General features: G+C 51.2%; 12 protein-coding genes, 1 tRNA gene and 1 pseudogene. 2 read left to right on the top strand and 12 right to left on the bottom strand.

The window, feature by feature from the left end; genetic code table 11:
- The 12 genes and pseudogenes from GGQ73_RS21915 to GGQ73_RS21970 all read right to left on the bottom strand — a co-directional run.
- The coding region (locus GGQ73_RS21915) for a transposase (RefSeq protein WP_183897856.1) at positions 1 to 196 on the bottom strand (196 nt) is incomplete at its 3' end.
- Between the two features lie 614 nt (positions 197 to 810).
- Positions 811 to 1,212: a RidA family protein gene (locus GGQ73_RS21920; protein ID WP_183897857.1), complete on the bottom strand. Its 402-nt coding sequence runs from the start codon at positions 1,210 to 1,212 to the stop codon at positions 811 to 813.
- A gap of 42 nt (positions 1,213 to 1,254) precedes the next feature.
- On the bottom strand, positions 1,255 to 2,463 hold the full coding sequence (locus tag GGQ73_RS21925) for a nitric oxide synthase oxygenase (RefSeq protein WP_183897858.1): 1,209 nt from the start codon (positions 2,461 to 2,463) through the stop codon (positions 1,255 to 1,257).
- A gap of 99 nt (positions 2,464 to 2,562) precedes the next feature.
- Positions 2,563 to 3,825 (bottom strand): phenylacetate--CoA ligase family protein, encoded by a 1,263-nt coding sequence (locus GGQ73_RS21930; protein WP_183897859.1) that lies wholly within the window; start codon positions 3,823 to 3,825, stop codon positions 2,563 to 2,565.
- A complete protein-coding gene (locus GGQ73_RS21935; protein WP_210290199.1) occupies positions 3,822 to 4,571 on the bottom strand; it encodes an SDR family NAD(P)-dependent oxidoreductase in 750 nt (249 codons plus the stop codon). Before GGQ73_RS21935 ends, GGQ73_RS21930 begins: the two co-directional genes overlap by 4 nt.
- A 393-nt stretch (positions 4,572 to 4,964) precedes the next feature.
- Positions 4,965 to 6,347 carry a hypothetical protein gene (locus tag GGQ73_RS21940; protein WP_183897860.1) on the bottom strand — a complete coding sequence of 461 codons (1,383 nt, stop codon included), beginning with the start codon at positions 6,345 to 6,347 and terminating at the stop codon, positions 4,965 to 4,967.
- Between the two features lie 151 nt (positions 6,348 to 6,498).
- Positions 6,499 to 7,158: a hypothetical protein gene (locus tag GGQ73_RS21945; protein ID WP_183897861.1), complete on the bottom strand. Its 660-nt coding sequence runs from the start codon at positions 7,156 to 7,158 to the stop codon at positions 6,499 to 6,501.
- Positions 7,159 to 7,397: 239 nt separating this feature from the next.
- Positions 7,398 to 8,675: an APC family permease gene (locus tag GGQ73_RS21950; RefSeq protein WP_174155878.1), complete on the bottom strand. Its 1,278-nt coding sequence runs from the start codon at positions 8,673 to 8,675 to the stop codon at positions 7,398 to 7,400.
- Positions 8,676 to 9,157: 482 nt separating this feature from the next.
- Positions 9,158 to 9,460 (bottom strand): DUF2848 family protein, encoded by a 303-nt coding sequence (locus GGQ73_RS23410; protein ID WP_183897862.1) that lies wholly within the window; start codon positions 9,458 to 9,460, stop codon positions 9,158 to 9,160.
- A gap of 10 nt (positions 9,461 to 9,470) precedes the next feature.
- Positions 9,471 to 9,752: pseudogene (locus GGQ73_RS21960) on the bottom strand (IS3 family transposase); the annotation flags it as partial.
- 391 nt (positions 9,753 to 10,143) lie between these two features.
- Positions 10,144 to 10,219: transfer RNA gene (locus tag GGQ73_RS21965), tRNA-Ala, on the bottom strand.
- 148 nt (positions 10,220 to 10,367) lie between these two features.
- Positions 10,368 to 10,757 (bottom strand): TIGR02300 family protein, encoded by a 390-nt coding sequence (locus tag GGQ73_RS21970; protein WP_174155881.1) that lies wholly within the window; start codon positions 10,755 to 10,757, stop codon positions 10,368 to 10,370.
- 229 nt (positions 10,758 to 10,986) lie between these two features.
- Here GGQ73_RS21970 and cmk point away from each other — a divergent pair, with 229 nt between their 5' ends.
- Positions 10,987 to 11,619: a (d)CMP kinase gene (gene cmk / locus GGQ73_RS21975; RefSeq protein WP_210290200.1), complete on the top strand. Its 633-nt coding sequence runs from the start codon at positions 10,987 to 10,989 to the stop codon at positions 11,617 to 11,619.
- Positions 11,620 to 11,784: 165 nt separating this feature from the next.
- Positions 11,785 to 13,485 (top strand): 30S ribosomal protein S1, encoded by a 1,701-nt coding sequence (rpsA, locus tag GGQ73_RS21980; protein WP_174155882.1) that lies wholly within the window; start codon positions 11,785 to 11,787, stop codon positions 13,483 to 13,485.
- The last annotated feature ends 29 nt before the right edge of the window (positions 13,486 to 13,514 follow it).

Consider the following 13,514-nt stretch of genomic DNA (forward strand, 5'->3'; position numbering starts at 1 on the left):
GTCGCTTCACCGTCTGATAAGGCCCGAAACGATCTTCCGGCAGATCGCGCCAGCGTGCACCCGAGCGTGCCAGCCACAACACCGCATCGAAAAAACGGCGACCGTCACTACGCGGGCCGCGCTTGCCTTGGCGACCACCGGGAACGAACGATTTCAGCCGATCCCACTGATCGTCGCGCAAAACCTCGCCATCCATCACCGACCTCCAAAAGTCAGTGTTGAATCTGATTCAACGACAAAACGGAATCCCATGCCCTTAAATTGTCACTACATCCTAAAGCTTGTTGGAGGGGAATTTATTGTTCCCCTCCAACGCCATCTTTTCAACTGTAGTGTTAGGTCTGAAAGACAGCGGAACGAATACGCCAGACCCTTCGTCTACTGCGCACGTAGCCGATCAACTCACTACTCGGGCGAGGGCGACCACCCGATAATACGAGCCCCTGATACTGAGACCCAACCCGTCGGCATGAAGTTGCTTCAAGGTCCGGCGCTGCTTACGCGTCTTTCCGGTCTCTGTCCTCAACCAGGCTGCCAGTGTCTTGGTAAAGGAATCAAGTTTGCTCGGTCGTTCCGGTACCGTTAACGTCGGCTCGATTCTACCTGCGCTCAAATACTTTGCGATCATGTTATATGGCAGCCCGGCGCGTCGGCTGATCTCACCGATCGACTGCTACTCTCGCAGCGCCATTGGACGGATGATGTTTAGAAGTCCCAGATGGATCACTCCTTCGCCCCATCGCCTACCATCTTGTGGGAAAGTTCATATGGCTTAGTTCTGGGTGGAAATCGAAACCAAACGACATAAAGTTAACCAGAAACACTCGCGACAAGTTCCGTAGAGGCCACCATCTCAATTTCCACAAGCATGTCGGAGTCGACAAACGGCTTCACATGCACCATCGACAAGGCGGGGCGGTGACCGGCGAACGTCTCGCCGTGGGCGCGACCGACCTCCTCCCAAAGGGAGATATCTGTGATGTAGACACGCGTTTGCACGACCCGATCAAGGGCTGAGTTGGCCTCGATCAGCACTGCTGCTAGCTTGTCGAGGATCATCCGCGTCTGGGTGTATACGTCGCCTTTGCCAACGACTGCGCCCGAGCTGTCGGTCGCTGCAGTCGCGGAAATGAAAACCAACCCGCCCGCTACCACGGCGCGCGAGTATCCACTGCGTTCCTCCCAGAGAGAGTTTGTCGAAATTCTCTGCATCGCTCCTCCAAACCGTTTGACGGCTCCATTGCAAAATCAAATTCACGTCTGATAAAAATAGTTGGGCTTCAGGATAATTTTGCTGAAACTTTTTTCGTGCCATATCCAGGAGAGATTTGCTGACAACGGCGGGACAATCCATGGCCAATGGCCATAAACCTTTCTGTTCTGCATCTCCTCACGTTGGCAGAACTTTTCAAAACTGGAGGACAGCGTGTGATGATCCATGATCCGCACGCCACTGCTATTGAAGGAATGAAGGACCGCACGATTAAGCTCCACCATGGCTTGGTCGCGCCACAGCGGATTGTTCCGGCTCGTATCAAGTTGCAGCGCTTTGGCAATCTCGGGTAACTGATTATAACGCTTAGGGTCGCCGAGATTGAAGCTGCCGATTTCGGTGCCTTGGTAGATCCCATTGGATGGTGCGGCAGTGTATTGAATTCCGCCAAGGTCGAGCGACATGCCGGACACTGCCGGTAGGGCAAACCATTTGAGACCAAGCGCTTCAATGGCCTCGTATTCGGCATGGCATATCTGAACCTCAAGAACCTTGTCTTGCGGGATATCAAAAATCTCCGGGGTCTTGTCTCCAATCTTGATAAGAAGGGGGAGGATGTCAAACCGTGTGCCACGTCCACGCCAGCCAAGTTTCAGGGCTAATTCTGTTATAGCGACATTCTTGGGATCGCCCAGAATTGTCCCATCGGAGTTCTTGTAGCCAGCGTAAAGCAGAAGCTGGGAGTTCAACACGCGAATTTGTGGTTCACCTGGGCGAAATATCGTAATAGCCGCACGCAGGTTGCCGCCGTTGGTAGCCCACTCAAGATGAGACAGAATGGCCTCAAAAATGTCCTCGGGCGTTTCAGCATCTCTGGCATCAAATAATTTTAGGGATCTCCAAAACATTCTTCCGACGCAGCGGACGCTATTGCGCCAGGCAAGTTTCGCACCAAATGTCAACTCGTCCAGATTATGATGCCAGGTTCCGTTTTTCTGGAACTCGCTACGCATTTCGGTAAGTCTGGCTTCGAGCCCGCCTGATATGCCGTCCTCCTCGAACATTTGCCGAAGAAAAGCTTCGCCCTCCTTTATCGGATCCATGATCGGCTGCATATAAAAACTATCAGCCTGCACTGGCCTTTGATCTTGCTTGTGCAGATGCACAACTGGGCATCTCTTTATCGTATCTTCTTTCGGCTCATCTGTTCCAATGGCGTGCGCATGCGCCGAATCTGAAATCGACTCCATGTTAAACTCCTCAGTACTTTATTAAATTCTAATATTTATTGAAAATAGAAAATTACTATCTCGAGATTTGGCTCAATTTTTATTTTATATATTTCTGTTTTATTGCTGAAACCTGTTTGTCTTTGCTGCAGGCGAAAATTCGAAAAAGGAATGACTTGCTGGATTCACCTTGAGATTGATTTTCTTTGCAATTATATCTTCAAGTTCGGTGATAAGGCTGCTAGATGCGCTTAGGATGACCTCCGGTCGGGTTATAAGAGAAACATCAACGTCTGACGCTCCGACGAACAGATCGTAATGCACAACGTTTCCAAGCGTGGATTCCCCGGCCCAAAGCGCGCCTTCAATTTGATCTATCTGAACGGGAGAAAGACCTGCTACATTCGCTCTGCCATGGGAGCGGAAGATAATGTCTTCACTGTGTGGGTCAGGCCAACAAGAAAATAGGTCGCCTGTATCGAACCGGACCAAGGTCATGATGCCATCCCGCAGCCAGCTTATCGCCAGCCTGCCAAATTGAGCATTTGCAGAGAGATTCTGACTGATTCTGTCCTGCCACTCTGCCTCGATTGGAAGAATTTCAAACACGAAGTCTCTCGTATAACCGATGTAATCGCCATCTTCACGGCCATACATGACTGACGCAGCCTCGCTGGAACCATAGATCAACGGGCGCGCGGCGCCCGGAATGCCCAGCAACGAATCGAATGCCTTCAGCAGTGGGCGAGAAAGATGTTCACCAGTGACCAGCAACTTCACGAGGCTGGGTGTGCGAATTTTCAGTCTGTCGAGTTCGAAGAGCAGTTTCAGAATGAGTGTCGGTGTCGACATCATGGCCGTGATCCCGTAATCATTGATCAGCCTGCCAATCCGCGCCCAATCACATATTTTCGGAATTGGAAAGGCGCGCATATGCGCCACTCCCAAATCGTAAAGCGCGCGGGCCGACCCTTCGATGAACGGGCTCATCACGGAAGGATTGAGCAGCATGACGCGATCCTGACCTGCAATCAAATGACGTCGATAAGCAAGCGACTGATTATAGGTGTTCCAAGTCAAATCCGTTCTGCCGCGCGGGGTGAGCAGAGGCTTGGATCCGCTGGTGCCTGAACTTTCCGCAAAAAGCAGTACAGATCTCTCACTCTCCTGATATGCCTGAGCACCGTGTTGGATGTAAAATTTTTTATCTGTCACGGGAAAAGTGTCCAGCACCTCCTTTAGTCCCAATTCTGGATCGGCTGGGCGAATACCTCGAAAAGCGGCGACATCGCGTGCCCGTGAAGCGATGGTTCTTGCTGCCGCCAAAGGGTGAGCCGTTACAATCATGGCATGGTCACACGTCTGCAAGGGCTGGGAGATCATGCGGTTTCCCCTCCGTCGATCGGAATTTGGGTTCCCGTCAGATAAGACGCTTCGGACGATGCGAGAAAGGCAACCAAGGCCGCCACCTCTGCAGGATCGGCATGGCGTCCGAGCGGTATTTTCTGATCAACCGCCCGAAGCATATCGGGGGTATATTCCGCCTTTTGCATCGGCGTCAGAACGTAGCCTGGGCATATCGCATTGACGCGGACGACCGGCGCGAGTTCCAGCGCCATGGAACGGGCCAACATGATGACGCCAGCCTTCGAGACATTGTAATCCGCGTAATGTTTATGAGCGCTCATGCCATTGGTGGAACCCATCATGATAATCGATCCGGAGCCTGCGGCATGCATAATCCGCGCTGCGGGCATGACGGTATGAAAGACGCCGTGGAGGTTTACATCAATGACGCGCCTCCAATCCTTATACGACATGTCGATCAAGTCATGGCGAATGCTGATCCCGGCATTGGCAAAGACGACATCAATTGCGCCGTGGTCACGGCTAATCTTGTCATAATTCGAAATCATGGCGTCGTAATCCGTCACGTCACACACAATTTGGTGCAATCTATCCTCGGGAACCTGTTCCCAGCTTTTCGCCAGCGCCTGAGCATTGATGTCGACGGCAAATACCGTTGCTCCTTCATTGAGAAAACGCTGGGCCGTCGCAGCACCGATACCACTCCCTGCACCCGTGATAAGTACTTTTTTTCCAGCCAGATCCGGATATCGTCCCACCATGTTCTGTCTCCTGAAGCATCTTTTATGTCTGTCAAAAACAATGATGAACGATCACAAAGAATCCCGGCTCATTGCTGAAGAAATATTTGAATTCGTCGTTTGTTATGAAGCGATCCTAGAATGGGTCGCCTTCGATTCTGGAGCGTCCGCAAGCCGTGGTCTGAAACCTGCCGCTCCGAAACCCAGATCGGCCCGACGTCACATATTTTGGGCACGTATCGGCCGTTGGGCAATTGCGCTCAAGCGCCAAACAATCCCGTAAATCTATTTTATTCTTTACATTCGAAATAAAGAGTCGGGCTCTTCCAAGCAAATGCTGTGCAAGCGCCCTTCCTCCTCATTTTGGAGGTTTCAAAAGCCAAGTCGTATCTCAAAAAGCTCTATTACAGCGTCTCAGGAAATATGTGGGGCGTAATCGAGAACGACATCGCAGACGCCGCAGCGTTTCACAAAATCACGAGCCATTTCGTCACGATAATAGTCGTTGATCAAAGCTTGAATGCCAGGGACATTATTGGCGAGAGCTCTTTCAGTGAAGGTTTTGGCCAAAGCGACCATGCCGGCATAAAGGCGGTCATGAGTCGTGTTAATTTGAATATTTACATGATCAATATCAATGAAACCATGCTGGCTCAGAAAGCTCATCTGGATCAGTGCCGCACCTGCATCCGGGAAATCATCACCGCCCCGGCAAAGATATCGTAGCATTTCACGTATATAAATATCGGATGCCAATTGTAGGCTGGCATTCGGCGCAACAGTCGTCCACGGGCCGCTTGTGCTCAGCAGAAAACCAAAGACATCTGCCATGGCCTCCTGCATGACCATGGAGAGCCAACGACCTTCACACCGCATGATCTTGTAGTCGGTCTGCGGCAATCGCACTTCATGTCCGGTGTCGTGTCCCCGAAACCACAACGCCAACTGCAAGTCGATTATCTCATCTTCGGCATTGGCTATCAGCGGAATGATATCCTTCGAGAAGGGCTTGCTGATTCTATAATACATCTCGCGATAGACATTCGATAATACAAGTGTCTTTTTGCGTGGTGCCCGCTTCATACCTTCATCTTCAGGAAGAAAATAGGCAAAGTGTTTCGGATAAAGGTTTGCTTCGCCACCACAGAACATCAGTTCGGTGAATTTGATGGCAGGTGGCACGCCCAGAACCAGATCCGGATTGACCAGTTCCCTCAGAAACGCTTCACTTTGGGTATAACAGGCGTCAACCTTCGCGATTATATCGTTGAGTTCCGTGTTAACAATTGCAAACAGTGCTGAATGGTAGGTTCCCTTGCTTTTTCCGAGCCATGTTCCCAAGGGGCCGCAGACCGACATGAGTACCTTTTCGTCTAGTCCTGTCAGTTCATCATGAAGGACCTTGTTGGATCCATGACGCAATATGCGCGCCCTTATCCTAAGGCTGAGTGCTGAGTCGGTACAGTCGATCCCATCGGCCGCCCTTTCAAGCGCGTCTGCAGTCTTTGTCCTCGCAACGAAGCCGAGGCCTTCCGAGCCGCCTGAAATATCAAGGTCTTCAACTATCCGGATAATTTCTGCGAGCTGGGTTGCCTCCTTTAGGGCTGCGATGACAGCCTCTGGTAAAGCACTTTCTGATGGATTGAGGAGTTTGATGGCGGCGACGGAGTGCTTGCTACGCTCCGGCCAGAACCTTGCGTTGGCAACGACGGTATGATCCAGATCGCTGGGCAAATTCAGACCTGGAATTGATGGTGGATAAAGTACAGGATTTGCATCGACTTCATGAAAAGACATAGAAAATCTCCTTCACAAATGCACCAAAACGCTAAACGATTGGCTCTAACGGAAAATTAATTTTAAGAAATTCCATTCATATGAGCGGCGTCATTTTTCTCTGAATAGCCGCTATATATAAAGTTTATCGAATATTTATATATTTCTCATTTCAAGAAGAGGTCATTTCTTTTCCGAAGCTGCCGTTGAATATGTCACGCAAAATTCTGATGGGATTGGGAAACATCAAATTTGTCGTTTTAGAATAGTTAATCCATTCGTCGCCGAGAATGCGGCGGCCACGGCTATCCTGATGAACTGTTCCGAGGTAAGTATAAAGGGTGGCGAAAATAGCGAGCCACAGTGTATCAAGTGTCATTACCGGCTGAGACCAGAAAATGAGTGCAAGACAGGTATGATGTGGAAAGCGGACATATTTTTTAGGCCCATTTTTGCGGACGCGGTAGTATTCCGCCGGTTTGCTTTTTGTGAGCATGGACTTGACCTGGGCAACGCCGATCCATTGTGCAAATGATGTGGTGTACTTGAAACAGTAAAAGAAACCGAAAAGTGCCGCTCCCATGCCGCCAATAGCGGCGTAGTAAGACATGCCTTCGAGTCTGTAAATCACGACACCCGAGCTCTGCCAGAATGAAAACGCGACTACAAGAAGTATAATAGACATAAGACTGTAACAAATATTCCAAAGCTGCAAGGGAAGCACTTTCTCAAATGCGGCCACGGCTGTCTTGGTTGTCAGCAAGCTATGCTGTAATCCGTAGACAAGCATGATAAATGTGTCAATTAGCAACCATCTATACATATCGATCATGAAAAATTCCTCCTTTAAATATAATATTAAGGCAATATGCATTTGGACGATATCAATTCGACCAGTTTGCAAATTAAAAATTCTTCTCGAAATATAATTTTATATTGTGTTATTATTATTTTTTTAAGATGAACGTTTATTCAATTATTTTTTTAATAAATTTAATCGAAAGATGTATTAATTCCATTTTGACTGTCGGATTGACAGGCGGTCTCGAATAATGCGGTTTCAAAACCGATTTATAGTTCTGCCGATCGAGCGCTTTTCAACTTGGTCATTGATTGCCTAATACAGCCGATGGCGAAAAGTGAAATGGGATACAGCAGTAGAAAACTAAACCCATGGACAAGAAAAATCCAGCCAATCATCGCCACGGCACCGATGAACCACGCCGCCGGTACACGGCGCTTAAACTTTAGATACGCCAGAATGGAGAAGCCAAGAAGAATGATAAAACCTTGTGTTGTCAGCATGAATGCGGTCGATGGAGATGTCCCTGAAATCTCGATCAGTCCTATAAAAACGGTGTAAATCGTTGCGGCGGACAACAAAGATATAACCGGGGTTCCCTTGTCGTCCGTGCGACCGAGTGATTTCGGCAGCAGGGCAAGACTTCCCGCAGCATAAAAGGCCCGACTGGCACCGAACACCCAGGAATTGGCGTTGGCAACCAGAACAACGACCATGGTGAACAAGAGCACGGTTCTGACGGGTCCAGTACCGAGAAGGGCCGAGAGACCGGAAACGCCTGTTACATCCACGCCAGCGTAAGCGGATGCGGATACAACCCATGCAAAGGCGAGATACAGGATGACGACGATCATAAAACTAAACCAGTAGATACGAGGAATAGTTTTTTCGGGATCTCGCACTTCTTCCAGTCCGAAAGATAGATTTTCCCAGCCCTGGAATGCCCAGAAGACGATAACACAACCGGCCCAGAGCGCATTGATGTTTGGCGTGTAATTCATCACGTCACGGGTCAAAGTTTGACTAGCAATCCCGAGATTGCTCAGGGAAAGGACCACGATTCCGGTCATGATAATCAGGACGGAGATTACAATAAGCTGGTTGACGACAGCGAGGTTATGCACGCCACGGAGATTCATCAGTGTTGCGAACCATGCAACAGCGATGGCAATTGGGCCGCGCCAAGTGGTCGGATCCAAATTGAGAAGTTCTGAGGCGTAGGCGCCGATGACCAGAAAGAACGCGGGCATGCCAACCGCCAATGCGCCGCAGGCGATGAGCGTAAATCCGCCTCGGCTCCAATTGCCAATGGCATAGGTAGCAAAACCTGCTACCCCTTCTGAAGAAGCGAGTCGGTAACCCAGCTCCGAAAAAATGTGGATTGTCGGTGCTATGCAAAGGGCTACGACGACCCATGAAAAAAGAGCCGTTACGGGGTCCGTTTCACTGATGACGAGCCCGGGCAAACCAAATAAGCCCGAGCCAATGACCATCGATATCGCGATGGCGGTACCGTTTCGGGACGTCAAATTTCTAACAAGCGCCATGATAGCCAACCAAATATCGCATCGCTTTGTTGAGGCGATGATAGCTTCTATATATTTAATTTTCCATGTTCGAACCAGCAAACAAATCTTACGGTTCTTGCAAAAATTAAAAGCCTCATATTGGCGTGGATATCTATCGACGCGTTTTGCAAGATGAAATTAATTAACCGTTTTACAGGTCTGACGATATGGTTAATGGATATAATGTCAACTGAAAATTGCATAAAATAATCAAAAATCAATTTTTCTCCCTCAAAAGTAAGGGTATCGTAGTTGCGTGACTGCCAAAACATGAAGGGCGAGAGTCGTAAAATCTGGTTTTACCGAGACTGCCGGGCCGCAAATGCTCCAAAAATCTATGTGTCTGGCAAGCAGTGTCGTTCCCACGCGTACGGAAGAATTTCGACAGAGTAAATCAAAAGGCTGACCCCCCCAGGTGGTCGCCATTTCCACACGCCACACTTCATGCCAATTGTGCATCATCACGAGCTTGTGAGGACGCTGCAGTCCAGCCATTCTGAGACGGATTGATCCGGAGGCGGCGATAGAAGGTGACTGGTCGTGTCGTTTTGAACACGTCTCTCCAACCGTGAGGAATTCAGTCCTGAGGTTAAAGTTGCTTCGGCACCAGCATAACGCCACACAACATCGCCAATCATGTCAGGAAAGGATTGCTTGGACCAAGAGACTTCATGAACCTCTAATTCGCGGCCGGTACAATGGCATGCTGCGGCGATGAAAATATCGTCTACGGTTTGAACCGCGTCTGGTTTGGCGCTGGCCATTTCGTATAAGTTATGCGGCCATGGCTGTTGCGTCGAGCTTGGCGTAAGACTGCCCCTCGGCTTCGACTGGCGCTATGTTGCCTAGGGGCTCGAGAAGATGGATGACCTTGGCGTTAAAGAAACCGTTGATCGTGTCGGTGAGTGCGTTACCGCTACTGTCGCCGACGCCTGCGACGTAGGGCTCGATTTCAGCTTCTGCCGGCCGCTCGGAAAGCCGAAAGGGCACGTATTGGACGCCTCTGTTCGCGTGCCGCATGAGGCCACCGCCACGCGCTGGGCGCCGATCATGAAGAGGCTACTCAGAACATCGCGGACAAGTCAGCATGCGCCTTCCGGCACGCCCGCGGGGCGTTGCGCATCCGAAGAAGCGATCGGTATTCTTAGCCAAAGGCGTAGCAAGCCGTTAGCCTGACGGCTTCCAGCGAAGTCGACCTACAGGGCTAAAGATTGTTGCGATGCAGTCCAAGATACATAGGTGGGGCAGTCGATTTGCGGTACTGCGCATTGGAATGGAAGCGGCAGCTACCGGCGTCGCGTTGTTTGGCGGTGCGAATGAGCGGGTCCTACCGTTTCGATGCAGAATTTTATCTGCAAACAGCTTCATCCATAACTCAGCCGGAGCATGAAGTTAGAGTTTTGCCTAGTGGCTTGATATTAATGTAAAATAACAAATTCTGGAAATTTGGTGGAGCTAAGCGGGATCGAACCGCTGACCTCTTGCATGCCATGCAAGCGCTCTCCCAGCTGAGCTATAGCCCCATAAGGGTTCCGGTGTGTTTCTCCGGTTCCGGGAACCAACGCATTATCTGCGTCGGTGGCGCTTGATACTTCTGCTTCTGGAAGATGGCAAGCCGAAAAGTTCGCCCGACGACATTTTTTTGACGTCGGGCGGTAATTCCTGTGTCAATCAGGTTTCGTCGTCATCACCGTTCACGCCGATGATGCCTGAGACATCGTCGTCATCTTCATCTTCATCGGCTTCCAGGAACGTGTCGTCGTCGTCGTCAAGCTCGACGTCATCGTCACCTTCGATATCAGGAATGTCATCACCGCTCGCATCGCTGTCGGCGTCTTCCGAAGGAACGAGTTCGACTTCCGTGTTCTCGATGTCGACTTCGGCAACTTCTTCTTCTTCAGCCTGCTGTTCCATCTTCTTGGCTGCAGTCGTTTCCTCGAAGAAGGAAAGCGGCCAGGACTTGCCGGAATAAGGAGAAACGATCGGGTCGCGATTCAGGTCGTAGAACTTCTTGCCGGTATCCGGGTCTGTCCGCTTGGTTCCAAGGTCCGCTTTTGCCACTGTCTAAGCCTCAAATTTTGAGATGGTTTCGGTGTGTACGCCGTAGTTTCCGGCAGTAGACGGTAAAATTCTAGCCGGTCCCATTAATCGTTGATGTCTTTCGTGTCAAAGATAAACTTTGCAAAGGGGATATACATCAGCGGTTAGGAAGGCATTGATGATGCATCACGGTGATTATAAGAACGATCCGTTCGCCACCGTGTTCAAATCGTAGCGGGATATATTTATAATGACATTCACGATCGCCATAGATGGACCAGCTGCTGCCGGGAAGGGTACGTTGTCCAGAAAAATAGCCGAAGTCTATGGCTTCCACCATCTGGACACGGGCCTGACCTACCGCGCGACCGCAAAGGCGTTGCTCGACGCAGGGTTGCCTCTGGATGACGAGAGTGCTGCACAAAGAGCGGCGGCGGCTCTGGATTTGGCACGGCTGGATCGGGGCGAACTGGCAAAGCACGAGATCGGAGAAGCGGCCTCCAGGGTTGCCGTCATGCCTGCGGTTCGCCGTGCGTTGGTGGAGGCGCAACGCGCATTCGCAATAACGGAGCCGGGAGCCGTTTTGGACGGTCGTGACATCGGAACTGTGGTTTGCCCCGAGGCGCAGGTAAAACTCTACGTGACCGCCTCACCGGAGGTGCGCGCGCGGCGGCGTTATGACGAGATTGTCAGCGCAGGTGCCGAAGCCGATTTCGATACGGTGTTTTCAGACGTCAAGAAGCGCGACGAACGCGATATGGGCAGAAGCGATAGTCCTTTGAAGCCAGCGCAAGACGCGCACTTGCTTGATACGTCTAAAATGGGTATAGAGGCGGCGTTTCAAGCGGCAAAGTCAATCATCGACGCTGCCTTGAAGAGATAATATGTGCGGGGAACCGGAACATCTGGCCCCCGTTTAGACTGGAATATCCCGAAAGCATGCCCTGCGCCGGAAAGTCTCATCAAAGAGGCGGGTATGGATTTTGGGAATGATCAACACGAACCCCCGGTGCTTTGTATCCCTTTGTGGATACTCTCAGGAGATTGAATGTCAGTAGCTACACCCACGCGCGACGATTTCGCAGCCCTGCTGGAAGAGTCCTTTGCGTCTAACGACCTTGCTGAAGGCTATGTTGCCAAAGGTATCGTCACGGCGATCGAAAAGGACGTTGCGATCGTTGACGTCGGCCTCAAGGTTGAAGGCCGCATCGCGCTCAAGGAATTCGGTGCACGTTCGAAAGACGGCGGCCTGAAGGTCGGCGACGAAGTTGAAGTTTACGTTGAGCGGATTGAAAACGCTCTGGGCGAAGCCGTTCTATCGCGCGAAAAGGCTCGCCGCGAAGAGAGCTGGGTCAAGCTCGAAGCCAAGTTCGAAGCTGGCGAACGCGTCGAAGGCGTTATTTTCAACCAGGTCAAGGGTGGATTCACCGTCGATCTGGACGGCGCTGTCGCGTTCCTTCCACGTTCGCAGGTCGACATTCGTCCGATCCGCGACGTGACACCGTTGATGCACAACGCGCAGCCGTTCGAAATCCTCAAGATGGACAAGCGCCGTGGCAACATCGTTGTCTCGCGTCGTACGGTTCTCGAAGAGTCCCGCGCCGAACAGCGTTCTGAAATCGTTCAGAACCTCGAAGAAGGCCAGGTCGTTGACGGCGTTGTCAAGAACATCACCGACTACGGTGCGTTTGTTGACCTCGGCGGCATCGATGGCCTGCTGCACGTCACGGATATGGCTTGGCGCCGTGTCAACCATCCTTCGGAAATTCTCAACATTGGCCAGTCGGTCAAAGTTCAGATCATCCGTATCAACCAGGAAACCCACCGTATCTCGCTCGGCATGAAGCAGCTCGAGTCTGATCCTTGGGATGGCATTTCTGCCAAGTATCCAGTTGGCAAGAAGATTTCTGGTACCGTTACCAACATCACCGACTACGGCGCATTCGTAGAGCTGGAGCCAGGCATCGAAGGCCTGATTCACATCTCGGAAATGTCCTGGACCAAGAAGAACGTACACCCCGGCAAGATCCTGTCCACAACACAGGACGTCGACGTTGTTGTTCTCGAAGTCGATCCTTCCAAGCGTCGTATTTCGCTGGGCCTCAAGCAGACGCTTGAAAACCCATGGCAGGCATTTGCCTTCAGCCATCCGGCCGGCACTGAAGTTGAAGGCGAAGTCAAGAACAAGACTGAATTCGGTCTGTTCATCGGCCTCGAAGGCGACGTTGACGGTATGGTTCACCTGTCCGACCTCGACTGGAACCGTCCAGGCGAGCAGGTCATCGAGGAATACAACAAGGGTGACACCGTAAAGGCTGTTGTTCTTGACGTAGACGTCGAGAAGGAACGCATCTCGCTCGGCATCAAGCAGCTTGGCAAGGATGCTGTCGGCGAAGCCGCAACATCCGGCGAACTTCGCAAGAACGCCGTTGTTTCCGCTGAAGTTATCGCGGTGAACGAAGGTGGCATCGAAGTGAAGCTGGTGGCTCATGAAGACATCACATCCTTCATTCGCCGCAACGACTTGGCACGTGATCGCGATGATCAGCGTCCTGAGCGCTTCTCGGTTGGCCAGGTTCTCGACGCCCGCGTCGTCAACTTCTCCAAGAAGGATCGCAAGGTCATGCTTTCGATCAAGGCTCTGGAAATCGCAGAAGAGAAGGAAGCTGTTGCTCAGTTCGGTTCGTCCGACAGCGGCGCTTCGCTCGGCGACATCCTTGGCGCGGCCCTCAAGGGTCGTACCGAGTAATCGGTCGAACAGTCTGAAATAATGAACCC

Origin of the sequence: Rhizobium skierniewicense (assembly GCF_014196515.1) — a bacterium.
Lineage (GTDB): Bacteria > Pseudomonadota > Alphaproteobacteria > Rhizobiales > Rhizobiaceae > Agrobacterium > Agrobacterium skierniewicense.

Excerpts from the sequence above, each read along its gene's own strand:
- GGQ73_RS21920 (WP_183897857.1), bottom strand. The coding sequence starts at position 1,212 with ATGCAGAGAATTTCGACAAACTCTCTCTGGGAGGAACGCAGTGGATAC.
- GGQ73_RS21925 (WP_183897858.1), bottom strand. The coding sequence starts at position 2,463 with ATGGAGTCGATTTCAGATTCGGCGCATGCGCACGCCATTGGAACAGAT.
- GGQ73_RS21930 (WP_183897859.1), bottom strand. The coding sequence starts at position 3,825 with ATGATCTCCCAGCCCTTGCAGACGTGTGACCATGCCATGATTGTAACG.
- GGQ73_RS21935 (WP_210290199.1), bottom strand. The coding sequence starts at position 4,571 with ATGGTGGGACGATATCCGGATCTGGCTGGAAAAAAAGTACTTATCACG.
- GGQ73_RS21940 (WP_183897860.1), bottom strand. The coding sequence starts at position 6,347 with ATGTCTTTTCATGAAGTCGATGCAAATCCTGTACTTTATCCACCATCA.
- GGQ73_RS21945 (WP_183897861.1), bottom strand. The coding sequence starts at position 7,158 with ATGATCGATATGTATAGATGGTTGCTAATTGACACATTTATCATGCTT.
- GGQ73_RS21950 (WP_174155878.1), bottom strand. The coding sequence starts at position 8,675 with ATGGCGCTTGTTAGAAATTTGACGTCCCGAAACGGTACCGCCATCGCG.
- GGQ73_RS23410 (WP_183897862.1), bottom strand. The coding sequence starts at position 9,460 with ATGGCCAGCGCCAAACCAGACGCGGTTCAAACCGTAGACGATATTTTC.
- cmk (WP_210290200.1), top strand. The coding sequence starts at position 10,987 with ATGACATTCACGATCGCCATAGATGGACCAGCTGCTGCCGGGAAGGGT.
- rpsA (WP_174155882.1), top strand. The coding sequence starts at position 11,785 with ATGTCAGTAGCTACACCCACGCGCGACGATTTCGCAGCCCTGCTGGAA.